Raw genomic sequence first — 17,699 nt, forward strand, 5'->3', positions numbered from 1 at the left:
TCAATGGTTGTAGCTAACAGCACTTTGCCAGTTGTGGGGAAACACTGATGCAGGTTCAAGACAAGGCTCAAAACACTAGCGCACCGTTGAGCGAGCGTTTCACGCTGGTGGTGATGTCCCACAATCGCAAGGCGTTCTTGCGCCGCACCTTGCAGTACTACAGCACCTACCCCTGCAAGATCCTGGTGCTGGACTCTTCGCTGCACGCCGACGAAAGCCTGGCCGCGCAGTTCCCCCAGGTCGACTATCGGCATCTGCCGCAGTACACCTACAAGGGCCTGCAGGACAAGCTCAGCTACGGTGTCGGGCAGGTGACGACGCCGTACATGGTGTTTGCCGCCGACGACGACTTCCTGCTCCATGGCGCGCTGACCGAGTCGGTGGAGTTTCTCGAAGCCAACCCCGACTACGGCCTGTGCCATGGCTACGGGATGATGTACCTGGCCCGCGCCGCCGAGGTGAACTACTACCGGCGCGACTGCCGGGTGATCGAGGACTACGCCTCGGAAGATGCCGGCGAGCGGGTCATGGCGTTCATGAGCCATTTCCTGCCGCCGTTCTACGCGGTGACCCGCACCGACCTGCTGCAACAGTGGTACAGCCTGCTGCCGCCGGGGACCAGTTTCGAATGGCAGGAAATCGGCCATACCTTCTTCCTGCTCGCCTCGGCCAAGGCGCGGATCCTGCCGATCCCGTTCGCCGTGCGGGAAGTCAACTACAACGCCTCGGAGCACAACACCGATGTGTTGACGGTGCTGACCTACGGCGACGCCAAGTCGGTGGCCCGGCGCGAGGAGTTCGCCGGCTTCCTGGCGTCGTTGCCCACCGGCTTGAGCGCCCAGGGGCCGCAGCAGGCCAAGCAGCTTGCCCTGGACAGTTTCAAGGCCATGGCCGAGTGCCTGCTCACCGGGCGCTCGCTCAATGGCAAGATGATTTTCCGTTCGGCCTGGGTCGAGCCCGGGGCCGAGCCGGTGCGTTCGTTCGGCCCGGAACAGTTCGTCGAGATGCCGTTCTACAACAAGCCGATGTTCGACCTGTTGACCGAGTTCGAATTCCTCATGCATGCGATGCCGGCTGGCCGCCTGCAACTTCTGGAACTCGAAGGCGTGCTGCTCAAGCAGCAGCAACTGATGCAGGTGCAACCCAACGACACCGACCGTACCCTGCGCAGCCGCTTGTGGGAGGCGCTGTCGTGCAACCTGTTCAACCTTGAGGTGGTCCAGCGTCTGGCGTCTTCATTGCAAGGCTCTGAGGAACAGGAGGATGCCCGCAAGCTGCAGGCCTGGGCCGAGCGCCTGGCATCGGTGCCTTTCCAGGACGGCCCGGGGCTGCTGGAGAACATGCCTTCGGGGCGCCTGCTGAAGTGGCTGGAGGCGCGCAACCCCGAGGCGCAGCAGCTCAAGTCGATCAACGAGCACCTGGCCCGGCACAACGGCGGGCCGAGCTTCGGCATCCTGCTGCTCGATCTCGACGCGGACATGGTCAAGTTGCAGGCGACCTTCGACAGCCTGGTCAACGGCCATTGCCGGTCCTTCCAGGTGGTGGTCTTCACCACGGGCGACCTGCCGGCGACCACCACCGCCCAGGACACCGTGCATTTCGTCAAGGTCAGCACCAGCAACTATGTGGAGCGAATCAACCAGGTCGCGGCGCAATCTTCCCGCGACTGGTTGCTCCTGGCCCGTGCCGGCGAGCGTTTCACCGCAAGCGGCCTGCTGCGCGCCAGCCTGGAACTGCTCGGCGCCGAAGGGTGCCGCGCGGTGGCCATGGACGAAATCCACTACGGCGCCGATGGCGCGTTGAAAGATGTGTTCCGCCCGGGCGTCAACCTTGACCTGCTGCAAAGCGTGCCGGACATGATGGCCGGCCACTGGCTGATTCGCCGGGATGTGCTGGTGGCCGCCGGTGGTTATTCGACGGCCTTTCCGCAGGCCATGGAATACGACCTGCTGCTGCGCCTGATCGAAGACGGCGGGCTGGCCGGCCTGGCCCATCTGGCCGAACCGCTGTTGCTCGGCCAGGCCGCCGAGGCGCAGGAGAACACCCAGTACAGCCAGGTGTTGACCCGTCATCTGGGCAACCGTGGCTACCGGGCCCAGGTCAGCGCGGCGCAGCCAGGGGTCTATCAGATCAACTACGGCCATGGCGAACGTCCGCTGGTCTCGATCATCCTGCGCAGCGAAGACAACCTGAAGCAGCTGCAGCGTTGCCTGGTCAGTGTATTGCAACGCACGCGCTACCAGCGCTACGAAGTGGTCATCGCCGACAACCATAGCCAGTCCGAAGAGCTGGCCAGCTGGCTCACCAGCCTGGAGCAGAAGAGCGATCGTATCCGCGTTCTGCGCAGCCCGCAGCGCCTGAGCGTCGCGGCGCTGTACAACGCGGCGAGCCAGGAGGCCCGGGGCGACTACCTGGTGCTGCTGGCGGCCGACGGCGAAGTGGTCAATGCCGACTGGATGGAGAGCCTGCTCAATCAGGCGCAGCGTCCGGAAGTGGGGATCGTCGGCGCGCGCCTGGTGGACGCCAAGGGTGGGACCACCTCGGCCGGCCTGGTTCTCGGGCTGAACGAGCATCTGGGGGCGGCGTTCGCCGGTGAGTCGAAAGGCGCCAGCGGCTACCTGAACGGCTTGCTCGCCGAGCAGAACTATTCGGCGGTCTCCGGCGCCTGCCTGATGATTCGCAAGGACGTCTACAACGCTGTCGGTGGCCTGGACGAAGAGCATTTCGCCGAGTCATTCGCTGATGTCGACCTGTGCCTGAAGGTGGCCGATGCCGGGCTGTTGACGGTCTGGACCCCGCAGGTGCAGATCCTCCATCCGGGCCTCCTGGCGGACGATACCCAGGCCGCGGCGGCGCTGCGTGACAAATGGCAGGCCCGCTTCGAACACGATGTGGCCTACAACCAGAACCTGAGCCGGACCGGCAAGGGCTTCACTCCTGGCGCTCCTTCCAGTGTCGACTGGTCGCAGCTGCTCGCATAAGCCCGGCTGACAGGAAAAAGGACTCAAGGCATGTTCAACGGCAAATCGATTTTCATCTCTGGTGGCACCGGCTCGTTCGGGCGCAATTTCATCCGGCGTCTGCTGGAGCAATACCAGCCCAAGCGGGTGGTGGTGTTCTCCCGTGATGAGCTGAAGCAGTACGAAATGCAGCAGACCTTCAATGCGCCCTGCATGCGTTATTTCCTCGGCGACGTGCGCGATGCCGAGCGTCTGCGCCAGGCCATGCGCGGGATCGACTATGTGGTGCACGCCGCGGCTCTGAAGCAGGTGCCGGCGGCGGAGTACAACCCCACCGAGTGCATCCGCACCAATGTCAATGGCGCGGAAAACATCATCTCCGCGGCCATCGACAACGGCGTGAAGAAAGTCATTGCCCTGTCCACCGACAAGGCGGCCAGCCCGGTCAACCTGTATGGCGCGACCAAGCTGCTGTCGGACAAGCTGTTCGTCGCGGCGAACAATATCGCCGGCGACCAGCAGACCCGTTTTGCCGTGGTGCGCTACGGCAACGTGGCCGGTTCCCGGGGTTCGGTGGTGCCGTTCTTCAGCAAGCTGATCGCCGAAGGCGCCCGCGAGCTGCCGATCACCGACGCGCGCATGACCCGTTTCTGGATCACCCTGGATCACGGGGTGCAGTTCGTGCTCGACAGCTTCTCGCGCATGCATGGCGGTGAAGTCTTCGTGCCGAAGATTCCGTCGATCCGGATCGTCGACCTGGCGCGAGGCATGGCGCAAAACCTGCCGCACAAGCAGGTGGGCATTCGTCCGGGGGAAAAACTCCACGAGCTGATGGTACCGCTGGATGACGCGCGCATGACCCTGGAGTTCACCGATCACTACACCATCCAGCCGTCGATCCGCTTTACCAACGTCAATGTCGACTTTGCCGTGGACGGCCTGGGCGAGCGGGGGCGGCCGGTGGACGAGCAATTCGAATACCGCTCCGACACCAATCCGCATTTCCTCTCGGTGGGCCAGATCGCCGCGCTGCATGCCGGGCTGTCGGCATGATTCCCTACGGGCGCCAGAGCCTCGACCAGGCGGACATCGATGCAGTGGTCGCGGTGCTGCAGTCCGACTGGCTGACCCAGGGGCCGACCATCGAACGCTTCGAACAGGCCATGGCCGCTCGCTGCGAGGCTGGCCATGGGGTGGCAGTGTGCAATGCCACGGCGGCCTTGCACATTGCCTGCCTGGCCGCCGGGCTGGGGCCGGGAGACCGGCTGTGGACCACGCCCAATACCTTTCTGGCCTCGGCTAACTGTGGACGTTATTGCGGTGCCGAGGTGGACTTCGTCGATATCGACCCGCACACCTGGAACATGGATGCCCGGGCGTTGGCGCTCAAGCTTGAAGCTGCCGAACGCACGGGCAGCCTGCCCAAGGTGGTGGTGGCGGTGGCGTTTTCCGGGCAGAGCTGCGACATGCGGGCCATGGCGCAGCTGGCACAGCGTTATGGTTTCGTGCTGATCGAGGATGCCTCCCACGCGGTGGGTGCCTCCTATGCCGGGCGGCCGGTGGGCTGTGGCGAATTCGCCGCGATGACGGTGTTCAGCTTTCATCCGGTGAAAATCATCACCAGCGCGGAGGGCGGTATGGTCCTGACCAACAGCCCGCAGCTGGCGGACCATCTGCGGCGCTTGCGCAGCCACGGCATGACCCGCGACCCGGCGCAGATGACCGAGCCCAGCCACGGCCCCTGGTACTACCAGCAGACCGAGCTGGGTTTCAATTACCGCATCACCGACCTGCAGGCAGCCCTGGGTTTGTCCCAGCTGGACAAGCTCGACGCTTTCATCGCCCGGCGCCGGCAGCTGGCCGCCCGATATGACCGCCTGCTGGCCGATCTGCCGCTGACCCTGCCGCAGGCTCAGGAGCAAGCGCAGTCGGCATGGCACCTGTACGTGGTGCGCCTGCAACCCGAGCGCATCCGCCGCTCCCATCGCGGGGTGTTCGAGGCATTGCGCGAGGCCGGGGTCGGGGTCAATCTGCATTACATCCCGGTGCACCTGCAGCCTTATTACCGCGACCTGGGATTCGCCGCGGGGGATTTCCCCGAGGCCGAACGCTACTACGCCGAGGCCATCAGCCTGCCGCTGTTTCCGGCGCTGGACGATGAGCAACAGACGTATGTGGTCGAGCAATTGCGCCAGCTTATCCAGGAGCCCGCCCAGCCTTGAGTGCCATCGCGATCATTCCCGCCCGTGGCGGCAGCAAACGCATAGCGCGCAAGAACCTCAAGCCGTTCGACGGCGTGCCGATGATTGCCCGCTCGATTGCGACGGCGCTGCGTTCCGGGTTGTTCGATCAGGTGCTGGTCAGTACCGACGATCCGCAGATCGCCGAGCTGGCCAAGGCCAGCGGCGCCAGGGTGCCGTTCATGCGTCCGGCCGAGCTGGCAGACGATTTCACCGGCACCGGGCCGGTAATCGTGCATGCCTTGAATGCGTTGCGCGAGCGTGGCGAGACCTTCGATTACGCCTGCTGCATTTACGCCACCGCGCCCTTGTTGCAGCTGCGCTACCTGCGCCAGGGCTTGGAGACGCTGGAGGCTCATCCTGAAAGATCCTTCGCCTTTTCCGTGTGCAACTTCGCTTTCCCGGTGCAGCGAGCCCTGACCCTCGACGACCAGGGCGCGTTGACTTCGCTTTATCCGGAGTTTCGCAACACCCGCTCCCAAGACCTGCCGCCGGCCTATCAGGATGCCGGGCAGTTCTATTGGGGGCGCAGCGAGGCCTGGCTGCGCGGCGACCTGGTGTTTTCCCCGCTCAGCCTGCCGGTGATTTTGCCGCGCCATCTGGTTCAGGATATCGACACCGAGGAAGACTGGCTGCGCGCGGAGTATCTGTACGCGGCGCTGAAGGCCGGTGGAGAACTGGAGTGAGGGTGCTGATCCGGGCCGATGCTTCGTCGGCCATTGGCAGTGGCCATATCGCCCGCTGCCTGACTCTGGCCAGGGCGTTGCGCGAGCAGGGCGCCACAGTGGCGTTCGCTTGCCGAAGCTTGCCCGGACAGCAGCTGGACCGTCTGGCCGAACTGGGTTTCCAGACGTTCACCCTGCCGGCGAGTTATCCGGGTGAATGCGTGCAGGGCATCGAGGCGTCGTTGCCCTGGCAGGCGGATATCGCCGCCTTGCAGGCAGCGTTGCAGGATCAGCCGCGATTCGATTGGGTGCTGGTCGATCACTACGGCCTCGACTGGCAGTGGCAGCAGGCGGCGCGGCAATGGGCACCGCGGATTGCCGCCATCGATGACCTGGCCAATCGACGGCATGCCGTTGATCTGTTGCTCGACCAGAACTTCAGCGGCACGCCCCAGGCCTACGCCGGCCTGATCGACGCTGAGTGCCGGGCGCTGCTGGGGCCGCACTTCGCCTTGCTGCGCGAGGAGTTTCGTTGCCCGCCGATCGCCATTCGCGAGCGGGTGAGTCGGGTTCTGGTGAATTTCGGCGGGTTCGATGTGGCCAGCCAGACATACAAGGCGATGCTGGCTTTGAGTGCGTTCGACGACCTGGAGGTGGATTTTGTCGCCGGGGCCGGTAACCCGGCCTGGGCGCAGATGCAGGAGCTGGCGGCCGGTCGTGGGCATTGGCGTTTGCACGCCTATGTCAGCGACTTTTTCCGCGTGATGGCCGAGGCGGACCTGTTTATCGGTGCCGGCGGCGGCACTAGCTGGGAGCGCGCCGCCCTGGGCCTGCCGACCCTGTGCATCAGCGTGGCTGGCAATCAAGAGGTCAATGCCCGGCTGTTGGCCGAGGCGGGCATGCATGTCTACCTGGGACCCTGCGAGCAGGTGAGCGTCGAGCAGATCCGCCAGGCGGTCGCGGCGCTCGTCGGCGATTACCCGCTGCGCCAGAGCCAGGCGCAGCGCTCCCGGCAACTGGTGGACGGGCAGGGCGCATCGCGGGTGGCGGCGGCCCTGTTCGAGATGGCCCGGAATCCATTGCGCCGTGCCGGGGATGATCCGGGCACTGACGAATTTACGCGTGAATCGAAGGAAAACCCCAATGACTAGTTTCAAGATCGGCTCGCGCTCGATTGGCGCCGGCTCGCCGCCGTTCATCATTGCCGAGATGAGCGGCAACCATAACCAGTCGCTGGACGTTGCCCTGCAGATAGTCGAGGCGGCGGCCAAGGCCGGCGCCCATGCCCTGAAATTGCAGACCTACACCGCCGACACCATGACCCTGGACCTGGAACATGGCGAGTTCTTCATCAAGGATCCGGCCAGTCTCTGGGCCGGCTCCTCGCTGTATGCCCTGTATGAAAAGGCCCACACACCCTGGCAGTGGCACGCGCCGATCTTCGCCCGCGCCAGGGAGCTGGGGATGCTGGCGTTCTCCACGCCGTTCGATGAGAGCGCGGTGGACTTCCTCGAAAGCCTCGACGTGCCGGCGTACAAGATCGCCAGTTTCGAAAACACCGACCTGCCGCTGATTCGTCGGGTCGCGGCCACCGGCAAGCCGCTGATCATTTCCACCGGCATGGCCAGCATCGCCGAGCTGGACGAAAGCGTGCGCGCGGCCCGGGAGGCGGGCTGCAAGGATCTGGTGTTGCTCAAGTGCACCAGTACCTACCCGGCTTCGCCGGAAAACAGCAATATCCTGACCATTCCCCATCTGCGCGAGCTGTTCGGCTGCGAGGTCGGTTTGTCCGATCACTCCATGGGCGTCGGGGTTTCGGTGGCCGCCGTGGCGCTGGGCGCCACTGTGGTGGAGAAACACTTCACCCTCGACCGCGCCGCCGGCGGGGTGGATGCGAGTTTTTCCCTGGAACCGGCGGAGCTGCACAGCCTGGTGGTGGAAACCGAACGTGCCTGGCAGGCCCTGGGCCAGGTGCGTTACGGCGCGACCGAGGCCGAGCGGCAATCGGTGTTGTACCGCCGATCCCTCTATGTCACCCGCGACATGGCGGCGGGGGAGGTGTTCAGCCGCGATAACCTCAGGGCCATCCGTCCGGGCCTGGGGCTGGCCCCCAAGCACATCGACGCGGTCCTTGGGCGTTGCGCGCGCCAGGCCCTCAAGCGCGGTACCGCACTGGATTGGGCATTTGTCGAATAGCCGTTTGTATGGCTGATTCGGCAAAATAGCGTGACCTGCGAGTCATAACGCGCATCTTCACTGTATTGTATTGACCGGGGAGATGGCGCCTGGCCGGTAAACGGTGCAGTGATAGCCTTCTATTTCTTCCCGCTGTCGCCCGTCAGGGGCGCCAGGATGTCTGTTTGTCGGCAGCCCCGGTCCCTGTGGTCGGGGTATTCAGCTGTTTATTATTGGGAAGCCGTAATGATTGGCATAAAGAGCATTGCGAGCTACGTGCCTGTAGCCGGCGTAGACAATTACGCACAAGGTGCAAAATTCGAGAAGGATGAAGAGTTCATCCTGGGCAAGATCGGTTCGGCCTTCCTGCCGCGCAAAGACGCCACGCAGGAAACCTCGGACCTGTGTGTCGAAGCAGTCAATGCGCTGTTCGCCAACAACCCGCAACTGTCGCGCGAGTCGATCGACGCGCTGATCGTCGTCACCCAGAACGGCGACGAAGAAGGCCTGCCGCACACCGCCGCCATCGTCCAGGACAAGCTGGGCCTGCCGACTAACGTCGCGGCCTTCGATATTTCCCTGGGCTGCTCCGGTTATGTCTACGGCATCTACGCGCTCAAGGGCTTCATGGAAGCCGCGGGCCTGAAGAACGGTCTGCTGGTCACCGCCGACCCTTACTCGAAGATCGTCGATCCGGAAGACCGCAACACCACCATGCTGTTCGGCGATGCGGCGACTGCTACCTGGATGGGCGAAGACGCTCCCTGGCAGCTGGGCAAGGCCAAGTTCGGCACCGACGGTTCCGGCGCTCCGCACCTGAAAGTCACCGATGGGGTGTTTTTCATGAATGGCCGCCAGGTGTTCAACTTTGCCCTGCTGAAAGTCCCGGCGCACTTGAATGAGCTGCTGGCTGAGTCCGGCCTGAAGGCTGAGCAGATCGATGCGTTCTGCATCCACCAGGGCAGTGCGGCGATCGTCGACGCCGTGGCGCGCCGTTTCGAAGGCGAGCCGGAGAAGTTCATCAAGGACATGGTCGAGACCGGTAACACCGTGTCGTCGAGCATTCCGCTGCTGCTGGAAAAGCATGTGCTCGAGTCGACGTGGCAACGTGTGGCCCTGAGTGGCTTCGGTGTAGGGCTGTCCTGGGGCTCGGCGATTATCTATCGCCCATGAGTTGATCCCGCGGCATCCAAAAATAGCGCCAGGGTGTACCCTGAGCGCTATTTTTTTTGCATGAAGATAGGCGAGACAGCATGAGCGAAAGCTTCGAGGGCAATGCCCAGGCAATACAGGCTCGCTGGCCACGACTGCTCGAGCGGTTGCTGGCGGAGGACAGTGCTGCATTGCAGGCGGATCTGGTCGAAGGGCTGGGTTCTACCTTGAGTATTTCCGGCATTCAGCTCACCAGCCGCCACGATCGTACGACGGAAGCCCGAGCCCAGGCGGCGAGCCTGCCGGCCGACAGCCCGGTGATCCATCTGTACGGTACCGGCTTGGGCGACTTGCAGCAGATACTGCTGGAAAACCCGGCGCTGCAACGTTTGCAGGTGCATATCCTGAACGGCGCGGTATTTGCGTTGGTGCTGCAATTGCTCGATCAGCGGGCCTGGTTGAACGATCCTCGAGTCGAACTGGGTTATGCCGGCGATCTGGCGGAAATCCAGTTGCCGTTCTTTGCCTTGCCCTCCGAGCTGGTGTTGGCGGATGACTACAACGCCAAGATCCGCGATCGCCTGGTCAGCGAGGTGCACCTGGCCTTCAATAACCGTGACTTCGTGGTCGATTCCCCGGAGGTTGCCCAACGCCTGCAATCGAGTGCCGAGCTGGTGGCCAGTGACAGTGATGTGGCGCAGTTGTTCGGCACCCAGCCGGGGCGAGAGGTCTTCGTGATTGCCACCGGGCCGAGCCTGGAGCGGCATTTCGAGCGCTTGCGCGAGATTCGCGCCCAGGCCCAGCGCCCTCTGCTTATCTGTGTCGATACCGCTTACCGGCCGCTACTCAAACAGGGGATCGAGCCGGATATCGTGGTCAGCATCGATCACCGGATTTCCGGCCTGCACCTGCCGCCAGAAAAATCGGCAGCCATTACCCTGGTCTATCTGCCGATGGTCGATCCGCAGATTCTGACGCTCTGGCAGGGACCGCGGTATGTCGGGTATTCCGCCAGCCCGATTTACACGCGGATGCGCGAGCAACTGCCCAAGGCGCAGCTGTATGTCGGTGGCAGCGTGATTCATCCGGCGGTGGACCTGGCGGTAAAAATGGGCGCCGAGCAGGTCACCTTGTTCGGTGCCGACTTTGCTTTCCCGATGAACAAGACCCATGCCGGCTGGCTCGACGGTGAGCTGGGGCCACAGCTGGGCGCGGCCAGGCATTGGGTGCTGGACGGGCATGGCCAGCGGGTCAGGACCCAGCTCAATTTCCGCAGTTACCTGTGCGAGCTAGAGCGCTTTATCGCCGGTCATCCACGGGTGCGCTTCTATAACAGCAGTCGGGACGGGGCGATGATTGCCGGGACGACCTATCATCCGGAGTTCAGCCAATGAGCGCGATCGAAGGGCTGATCGCCCGCTTGCAGCAATGCGCCGAGGGCTTTCGCCTGGGGCACGATGTCGAGGCGGCCATGACCATGGTCCAGTTGATGGGGGCGATCCAGCCGCTGATCGATACCGCGCCGCAAGAGCAGCGCCAGGACTGGGAGGTGTTGCTTGGCCTGATGTTCGAATGTCAGCAAGGGCAAAACTGGCTGGCCCTGGCCGACTACCTGCAATACGAATGCGTTGAAGTGCTGCGTTCCCTCTCTGCCAGCTGAAGCATTCCCTGCCTGCCCGGGTGATCTTCGCGCCCGGGCCCTCTGCGGCATTTTCCTGGCGCCATTTTTCTACCCTTTAAAATCGTCAAGCCCTTGATTTACGAGGGGTGGCACGCTGATGGCAAAATTTTTTGAAAATCCCCTAAAGCAACTTGCATTGCCGACGATAACTATTACGAAGGTTCTCTAGGCCATACCCGGCGGTTGCCAGGGCCGGAAGCCGCAGTACCCAACCAACGAGGAATTCGTCATGGCTTTAACAGTAAACACTAACGTCACATCGTTGAACGTTCAGAAGAACCTGAACCGTGCTTCCGACGCTCTGTCGACTTCGATGACTCGCCTGTCTTCCGGCCTGAAAATCAACAGCGCAAAAGACGACGCCGCCGGCCTGCAAATCGCTACCCGTATGACTTCGCAGATCCGTGGTCAGACCATGGCGATCAAGAACGCCAACGACGGTATCTCCATCGCTCAGACCGCTGAAGGCGCGATGCAGGAATCCACCAACATCCTGCAACGTATGCGCGAACTGGCTCTTCAATCGCGAAACGACTCCAACGGTACCGCTGACCGTGTTGCACTGAACAAAGAATTCGCTTCGATGTCGGACGAGCTGACTCGTATCGCCAAGTCGACCAACCTGAACGGCAAGAACCTGATCGACGGCAGTGCTGGCACCATGACCTTCCAGGTCGGTTCCAACACCGGTGCTACCAACCAGATCACCATCACTCTGGCCAGCGGCTTCGACGCTGCAACCCTGAGCGTAGGTTCTGCAACCATCGCCATCACCGGTAACAGCAGCGCCACCGCCGAAGCCAGCACCAAGGCTTCGATCGACGCAATCGAAAAGGCCCTGGCAACCATCAACTCCAGCCGTGCTGACCTCGGTGCTGCACAAAACCGTCTGACCAGCACCATCTCCAACCTGCAGAACATCAACGAAAACGCCAGTGCTGCACTGGGTCGCGTACAAGATACCGACTTCGCTGCTGAAACTGCACAGATGACCAAGCAGCAGACTCTGCAACAAGCTTCCACCGCAGTTCTGGCCCAGGCCAACCAACTGCCGTCCGCTGTACTGAAGCTGCTTCAGTAATAGCTGACTAAGCTTTGGCGGGGGAGTGCGCTGGTCGTGCTCTCTCGCTTTTTACTTTAAGAGGTGATGGACATGGATATGAGCGTGAAGCTGAACTTGTCTTATCCAGCGGCCAAGCCGGCAACACCTGTTGCTGACAAGCCTGTGGAGAAGCCTCAAGCAGACGTTGTGGCGCTGCCGACTGTCAAGGAAGAGAGTAAGGGTGGGCAAACCGAGCGGGACAAACTGAAAATGGCCATTCAGGAAATTGAAAAGTTTGTGCAATCGGTCAAGCGTAACCTGGAATTCTCGATCGACGAGCCTTCTGGCAAGGTCGTCGTCAAGGTCATTGCCAGTGACTCCGGTGAGGTGATCCGTCAGATCCCCAACGAAGAAGTCCTGAAGTTGGCCAATAGTTTGAATGATGCGAGCAGCCTGTTGTTCAGCGCTAAAGTCTGACAGCTGGCATGAAATTTGTTGCTATGTTCTTTTGGGCGTTGTAATGGTCAAAAGACCGGCGACACACTGAAGGGAGATCTCCATGGCAAGTCCAATTCTACCGGGTACCGGTCTAGGCTCCGGCCTCGATACCGGTGCTATCGTCAAAGCCTTGGTGAACGCTGACAAAGCGCCCAAGCAAGGTCAGATCGACCGGGGAACTGCGACCAACACCGCAAGCATCTCCGGTATCGGCACCTTGAAGTCCTTGTTGTCGACCTTTCGGACCACCATTACCGAACTCAGCAGCAAGACCAATCCGCAATTTCCCGGCTATGCCGCCACTACTTCCGACAGCAAGTATGTAACGGCGGTCGCTGGCAATACCGCGGTCAATGGCAACTATGTTGTCGATGTACAGAATCTCGCGACCTCCTCGAAAGTCGCCAGTGCTGCCTTCGCTGGCGGTACTACAAGCGCTATTCCGACTGGTACCCTCAAAATCAGTCAAAATGGTGCTAACTACAATCTCGATATAAAAGCTGGCGCTACCCTGCAGTCGGTGCGTGACTCGATCAACGCCGATGCATCGCTCAAGGGCGCGGGTATCAGCGCGAACATCGTGACCGACTCCTTTGGGTCGCGTCTGGTGGTGGGGTCGACCACTACCGGTGCGGGGTCCGACATTTCTCTTAGCGGTATTGCCGGTCTGGAAATCGACGGCAGCAATGTCGTTGGCACTTCCGGTTCGCCAATGACCGCCACTTCTGCGGGCTCCATTGGTGCCCTGGCGGTGGATGCCAAGTTCACCGTCGACGGCATGGCGCTGACCAGCAAGAGCAACTCGGTGGACAAGGCGGTTTCCGGGATGACCTTCAACCTGGTCGCCAAGGGCGCTTCGACCATTACCGTCGCGGCCAACACCGACGGCTTGAAGGCTTCGATCCAGAAGTTCGTCGATGCCTACAACGCGGTGGCCAACAGCGTTACCGCGCTGACCAAGCCGTCCCTGGATGACAATGGCAAGCTGACCATCCCGGCACAGCTGACCGGCGACTCGTTGCCGCGCTCGATTCTGGCGGCTATTCGTGCGCCGCTGTCGGAAGTCGGATCTGGCGACAAACTGACCGTTCTGTCGCAGTTGGGGATAACCACCAACCAGAAGACCGGTGCCCTGGACTTCGACTCCACCAAGTTCACCGCGGCGATGAACGACAAAAAGCTCGGTGGCGAGGTGCAGACCCTGTTCACCGGCGAAAACGGCCTGCTGAGCCGCATGGACGACGCCATCAAGCCTTTTGCCCAGACCGGCGGTGTTCTCGATCAGCGCAAGACTGAGCTGGACAAGGCCAAGGCCAAGCTGACCTTGGATCAGGAAGCCCTGGATCGTCGTATCGAGACCCTGACGGCGGTACTGACCAAGAAGTACAACGACATGGACACCCTGGTGGGCAAGTTGAAAGCCACCGCCAGCAACATCACCTCGATGTTCGAGGCGTTGGCTGCGCAACAGAAAGGCTGATTGATACCAGGCGCCAAAAGCCCGGCAACGTTTGTAGCGTTCCGGGCTTTTGGCTTTTGATCTAAAGTTTTTTGACGCCAGGTCGATACGCTGGTTATACGAACCCTTGAGTTTTGATGAGGTAGAACATGAATCCGATGTTAGCCCTTCGGCAATACCAGAAGATTGGTGCCCAGGCGCAGACTTCCGAAGCCAGTCCCCATCGTCTGGTGCAGATGCTGATGGAAGGCGGTCTGGATCGTATCGCCCAGGCCAAGGGGGCGATGGAGCGCAAGGATATTCCCGGCAAGGGTGTGTTCATCGGCAAGGCCATCGGCATTATCGGCGGCTTGCGCGAAGGGCTCGATCTGGAAAACTCATCCGACACCCTGGGTGATCTGGACGGCTTGTACACCTACATGATGACGCGCCTCACCGAGGCGAACATCAAGACCGATCCAAAGATTCTCGACGAGGTCGCCGATCTGCTGCGCACCGTCAAGGAAGGCTGGGACGCCATCGCTGCGCCGGGTCCGCAGTTCTAAGGAGATCACCATGAGTCTTGTATTGCAGCGCATCGAAGAAACCCGTGAAGCACTGGTTGCCGCCCTGGCCGAGCGTAACTGGGAAGCGATCGGTCAGTTGGATCTGGCCTGCCGTTCCTGCATGGAAGACATCTTGAGTGAAGCTCCGGAAGATGAAGCCGCGTTGCGCGAGAATTTGCAGGAGCTGTTGGGGGTTTATCGGCAGCTTCTTGAGGTGACGACAGGCGAGCGTCAGGCAATAGTCGACGAGATGTCGCAGATCCATCAAGCACAGAACGCGGCAAAGGTTTACCATCTGTTCGGTTAATTAACCCCTAAGTTAATCCGAATCCAGTGCGCCATAAATTTGACTGTGCACGCTTTTTTGACTTAACTAGTGGCTGTTTTCAGATTTCAGACGTCTATCAGGCACAAAATGCCTACAAGCGTCTAGCTTGCCCTGATTCCGGGCATTGAGTTGACTAGGGAAGTTGCTATTGCATGTGGCGTGAAACCAAAATTCTGCTGATTGATGACGATAGCGTCCGCCGCCGCGACCTGGCGGTGATTTTAAATTTTCTTGGCGAAGAAAATTTACCCTGCGGTAGCCATGACTGGCAGCAGGCTGTCGGCTCATTGTCATCCAGTCGTGAAGTAATCTGTGTCCTCATTGGGACTGTAAATGCTCCTGGTGCACTTCTGGGCCTGTTAAAGACACTCTCAACCTGGGATGAGTTCCTTCCAGTTTTGTTAATGGGCGATAATTCTTCCATTGACTTGCCGGAAGACCAGCGTCGTCGAGTGCTTTCCACCCTGGAAATGCCACCCAGCTACAGCAAGTTGCTCGATTCTCTGCACCGCGCCCAGGTCTATCGTGAAATGTACGATCAGGCCCGTGAGCGCGGTCGCCATCGCGAGCCCAACCTCTTTCGCAGTCTGGTCGGCACCAGCCGGGCGATCCAGCATGTCCGGCAGATGATGCAGCAAGTGGCCGATACCGACGCCAGCGTGCTGATCCTCGGCGAGTCCGGGACTGGCAAGGAAGTGGTTGCGCGTAACCTGCACTATCACTCCAAGCGTCGCGAAGCGCCGTTCGTGCCGGTCAACTGTGGCGCGATTCCGGCCGAGTTGCTGGAGAGCGAACTGTTCGGCCACGAGAAGGGCGCCTTCACCGGAGCCATCACCAGCCGTGCCGGGCGTTTCGAACTGGCCAACGGCGGCACCCTGTTCCTCGACGAAATCGGCGACATGCCGCTGCCGATGCAGGTCAAGCTGTTGCGCGTGCTGCAGGAACGTACCTTCGAGCGCGTGGGCAGCAACAAGACCCAGAGCGTCGATGTGCGGATCATCGCGGCGACTCACAAGAACCTCGAAAGCATGATCGAGGTCGGCAGTTTCCGCGAAGACCTGTACTACCGCCTGAACGTGTTCCCGATCGAAATGGCGCCGCTGCGTGAGCGGGTGGAAGACATTCCGCTGCTGATGAACGAGCTGATCTCGCGCATGGAGCACGAGAAGCGCGGTTCGATCCGCTTCAACTCCGCAGCGATCATGTCGCTCTGCCGCCATGGCTGGCCGGGCAACGTTCGCGAACTGGCCAACCTGGTGGAGCGCATGGCGATCATGCACCCCTACGGTGTTATCGGCGTGGTCGAGCTGCCGAAAAAATTCCGCTATGTCGACGACGAAGACGAGCAGTTAGTGGACAGCCTGCGCAGCGACCTGGAAGAGAGGGTGGCGATCAATGGCCATACGCCGGACTTCGCCGCCACCGCCATGCTGCCGCCGGAAGGCCTGGACCTGAAGGACTACCTCGGTGGTCTGGAGCAGGGCCTGATCCAGCAGGCGCTCGACGATGCCAACGGCATTGTCGCGCGGGCTGCGGAGCGTCTGCGTATCCGCCGCACCACGCTGGTGGAAAAAATGCGCAAGTACGGCATGAGCCGTCGTGAGGGTGATGAACAGGCGGATGATTGACGCCTGTTTTTTAACCTGTTGAAAACTGGGCGGTTTTTTTCCGGCACGGGTATTGCTAAGTCTCTCTCAACGTTCCGTTTAACTGACGGTCAGCCACGCGAGAGAGCACGATGCCCCAAGCCGCCCAGATGTCTCCTGTTCCTGAAACCCAGGGGCAATCGTCGTCCGTAGAGCAGGCAAGTCGGCTTGGCCTTGAGCAGGCGTTCGCCTTGTTCAACCAGATGTCGAGCCAGCTTACCGACTCCTACAGCATGCTTGAGGCTCGGGTGACCGAGCTCAAGGGCGAACTGGCCGTGGTCAGCGCCCAGCGCATGCAGGAGCTGGCGGAAAAAGAGCGTCTGGCCAACCGTCTGCAAAACCTCCTCGACCTGTTGCCTGGCGGCGTCATCGTCATCGATGGCCAGGGCATTGTCCGTGAAGCCAACCCTGCCGCCTGCGACCTGCTGGGCCTGCCTCTCGAGGGCGAACTGTGGCGGCATGTGATCGCCCGTTGCTTCGCGCCACGGGAAGACGACGGCCATGAAATTTCCCTGAAGGATGGACGGCGGTTGTCGATTGCCACCCGTTCGCTGGATGCCGAGCCAGGCCAGCTGGTGCTGCTCAACGACCTGACTGAAACCCGTCACCTGCAAGATCAACTGGCCCGTCATGAGCGTCTGTCGTCCCTCGGGCGCATGGTGGCGTCCCTGGCGCATCAGATTCGTACGCCATTGTCCGCCGCGCTGTTGTACGCCAGCCACCTCACCGAGCAGGAGCTGCCCGTCGCCACCCAGCAGCGCTTTGCCGGGCGGCTGAAGGAGCGGCTGCATGAGCTGGAGCATCAGGTTCGCGACATGCTGGTGTTCGCCCGGGGCGAGCTGCCGCTGACCGATCGCGTGACGCCCAAGGCGCTGCTGCAGTCGCTGCAGGCGGCGGCCCTGACCCATGTGCAGGATGTGCCCGTGCGCTGGCAGTGCGACAGCCATGCCGGCGAGTTGCTGTGCAACCGCGACACGCTGGTGGGGGCGGTGCTCAACCTGATCGAGAACGCGATCCAGGCGAGTGCCGGCCAGGTGCGTCTGAAAGTCCATATCTATACCCGTGGCAACAGCTTGCGGCTGTGTGTCAGCGATAGCGGCAGCGGTATCGATGCTGCGGTGCTGGAGCGCCTGGGTGAACCGTTTTTCACCACCAAGGCTACGGGAACCGGCCTGGGGCTGACAGTCGTCAAGGCGGTGGCGCGTGCCCATCAGGGAGAATTGCTGCTGCGCTCGCGTCCTGGGCGCGGTACATGTGCGCTGGTGGTTCTGCCACTGTTCTCCGGCGCTCAAGGAGTGGAGTGAAGGT

At 61.5% G+C, this 17,699-nt stretch carries 15 protein-coding genes and 1 pseudogene; all 16 read left to right on the forward strand.

Going from position 1 to position 17,699, the window contains the following annotated elements:
* The first annotated feature begins 47 nt into the window (after positions 1-47).
* The 16 genes and pseudogenes from C4K38_RS08185 to C4K38_RS08260 all read left to right on the forward strand — a co-directional run bounded on the left by C4K38_RS08185 (position 48) and on the right by C4K38_RS08260 (position 17,695).
* Positions 48-2,981, forward strand: coding sequence for a TIGR00180 family glycosyltransferase (locus C4K38_RS08185; RefSeq protein WP_053277947.1), 2,934 nt, complete (start codon positions 48-50; stop codon positions 2,979-2,981).
* A 30-nt stretch (positions 2,982-3,011) separates the two neighbouring features.
* Entirely contained in the window at positions 3,012-4,013 is a 1,002-nt protein-coding gene (gene pseB, locus C4K38_RS08190; protein WP_053277948.1) for a UDP-N-acetylglucosamine 4,6-dehydratase (inverting), read from the forward strand.
* Positions 4,010-5,182, forward strand: a complete 1,173-nt coding sequence (gene pseC, locus C4K38_RS08195; protein WP_053277949.1) for a UDP-4-amino-4,6-dideoxy-N-acetyl-beta-L-altrosamine transaminase — start codon at positions 4,010-4,012, stop codon at positions 5,180-5,182. The genes pseB and pseC overlap by 4 nt, the downstream gene beginning before the upstream one ends.
* Positions 5,179-5,886, forward strand: coding sequence for a pseudaminic acid cytidylyltransferase (pseF, locus tag C4K38_RS08200; RefSeq protein WP_053277950.1), 708 nt, complete (start codon positions 5,179-5,181; stop codon positions 5,884-5,886). The genes pseC and pseF overlap by 4 nt, the downstream gene beginning before the upstream one ends.
* A pseudogene (gene pseG / locus C4K38_RS08205) lies at positions 5,883-6,935 on the forward strand (UDP-2,4-diacetamido-2,4,6-trideoxy-beta-L-altropyranose hydrolase); the annotation flags it as partial. The gene pseF and the pseudogene pseG, both read left to right, overlap by 4 nt.
* A gap of 73 nt (positions 6,936-7,008) precedes the next feature.
* Entirely contained in the window at positions 7,009-8,061 is a 1,053-nt protein-coding gene (pseI, locus tag C4K38_RS08210) for a pseudaminic acid synthase (RefSeq protein WP_025805185.1), read from the forward strand.
* A 225-nt stretch (positions 8,062-8,286) separates the two neighbouring features.
* A complete protein-coding gene (locus C4K38_RS08215; protein ID WP_053277952.1) occupies positions 8,287-9,213 on the forward strand; it encodes a ketoacyl-ACP synthase III in 927 nt (308 codons plus the stop codon).
* Between the two features lie 80 nt (positions 9,214-9,293).
* Positions 9,294-10,586, forward strand: a complete 1,293-nt coding sequence (locus tag C4K38_RS08220; RefSeq protein WP_053277953.1) for a motility associated factor glycosyltransferase family protein — start codon at positions 9,294-9,296, stop codon at positions 10,584-10,586.
* Complete coding sequence (locus tag C4K38_RS08225; protein WP_053277954.1) at positions 10,583-10,852, forward strand: hypothetical protein; 270 nt, start codon at positions 10,583-10,585, stop codon at positions 10,850-10,852. Before C4K38_RS08220 ends, C4K38_RS08225 begins: the two co-directional genes overlap by 4 nt.
* 250 nt (positions 10,853-11,102) lie before the next feature.
* Complete coding sequence (locus tag C4K38_RS08230) at positions 11,103-11,954, forward strand: flagellin domain-containing protein (protein ID WP_025805189.1); 852 nt, start codon at positions 11,103-11,105, stop codon at positions 11,952-11,954.
* 72 nt (positions 11,955-12,026) lie between these two features.
* Positions 12,027-12,392: a flagellar protein FlaG gene (locus tag C4K38_RS08235; protein WP_053277955.1), complete on the forward strand. Its 366-nt coding sequence runs from the start codon at positions 12,027-12,029 to the stop codon at positions 12,390-12,392.
* Positions 12,393-12,474: 82 nt separating this feature from the next.
* Positions 12,475-13,893, forward strand: coding sequence for a flagellar filament capping protein FliD (gene fliD, locus C4K38_RS08240; protein WP_053277956.1), 1,419 nt, complete (start codon positions 12,475-12,477; stop codon positions 13,891-13,893).
* Between the two features lie 128 nt (positions 13,894-14,021).
* Complete coding sequence (fliS, locus tag C4K38_RS08245; protein ID WP_053277957.1) at positions 14,022-14,417, forward strand: flagellar export chaperone FliS; 396 nt, start codon at positions 14,022-14,024, stop codon at positions 14,415-14,417.
* Positions 14,418-14,427: 10 nt separating this feature from the next.
* Positions 14,428-14,724: a flagellar protein FliT gene (fliT, locus tag C4K38_RS08250; RefSeq protein WP_007922640.1), complete on the forward strand. Its 297-nt coding sequence runs from the start codon at positions 14,428-14,430 to the stop codon at positions 14,722-14,724.
* A 173-nt stretch (positions 14,725-14,897) separates the two neighbouring features.
* Positions 14,898-16,373, forward strand: coding sequence for a sigma-54 dependent transcriptional regulator (locus C4K38_RS08255; protein ID WP_007922638.1), 1,476 nt, complete (start codon positions 14,898-14,900; stop codon positions 16,371-16,373).
* Between the two features lie 128 nt (positions 16,374-16,501).
* Positions 16,502-17,695: a sensor histidine kinase gene (locus tag C4K38_RS08260; protein ID WP_164486998.1), complete on the forward strand. Its 1,194-nt coding sequence runs from the start codon at positions 16,502-16,504 to the stop codon at positions 17,693-17,695.
* Positions 17,696-17,699: the final 4 nt, after the last annotated feature.

It is taken from the genome of Pseudomonas chlororaphis subsp. piscium (assembly GCF_003850345.1).
GTDB lineage: Bacteria > Pseudomonadota > Gammaproteobacteria > Pseudomonadales > Pseudomonadaceae > Aquipseudomonas > Aquipseudomonas piscium.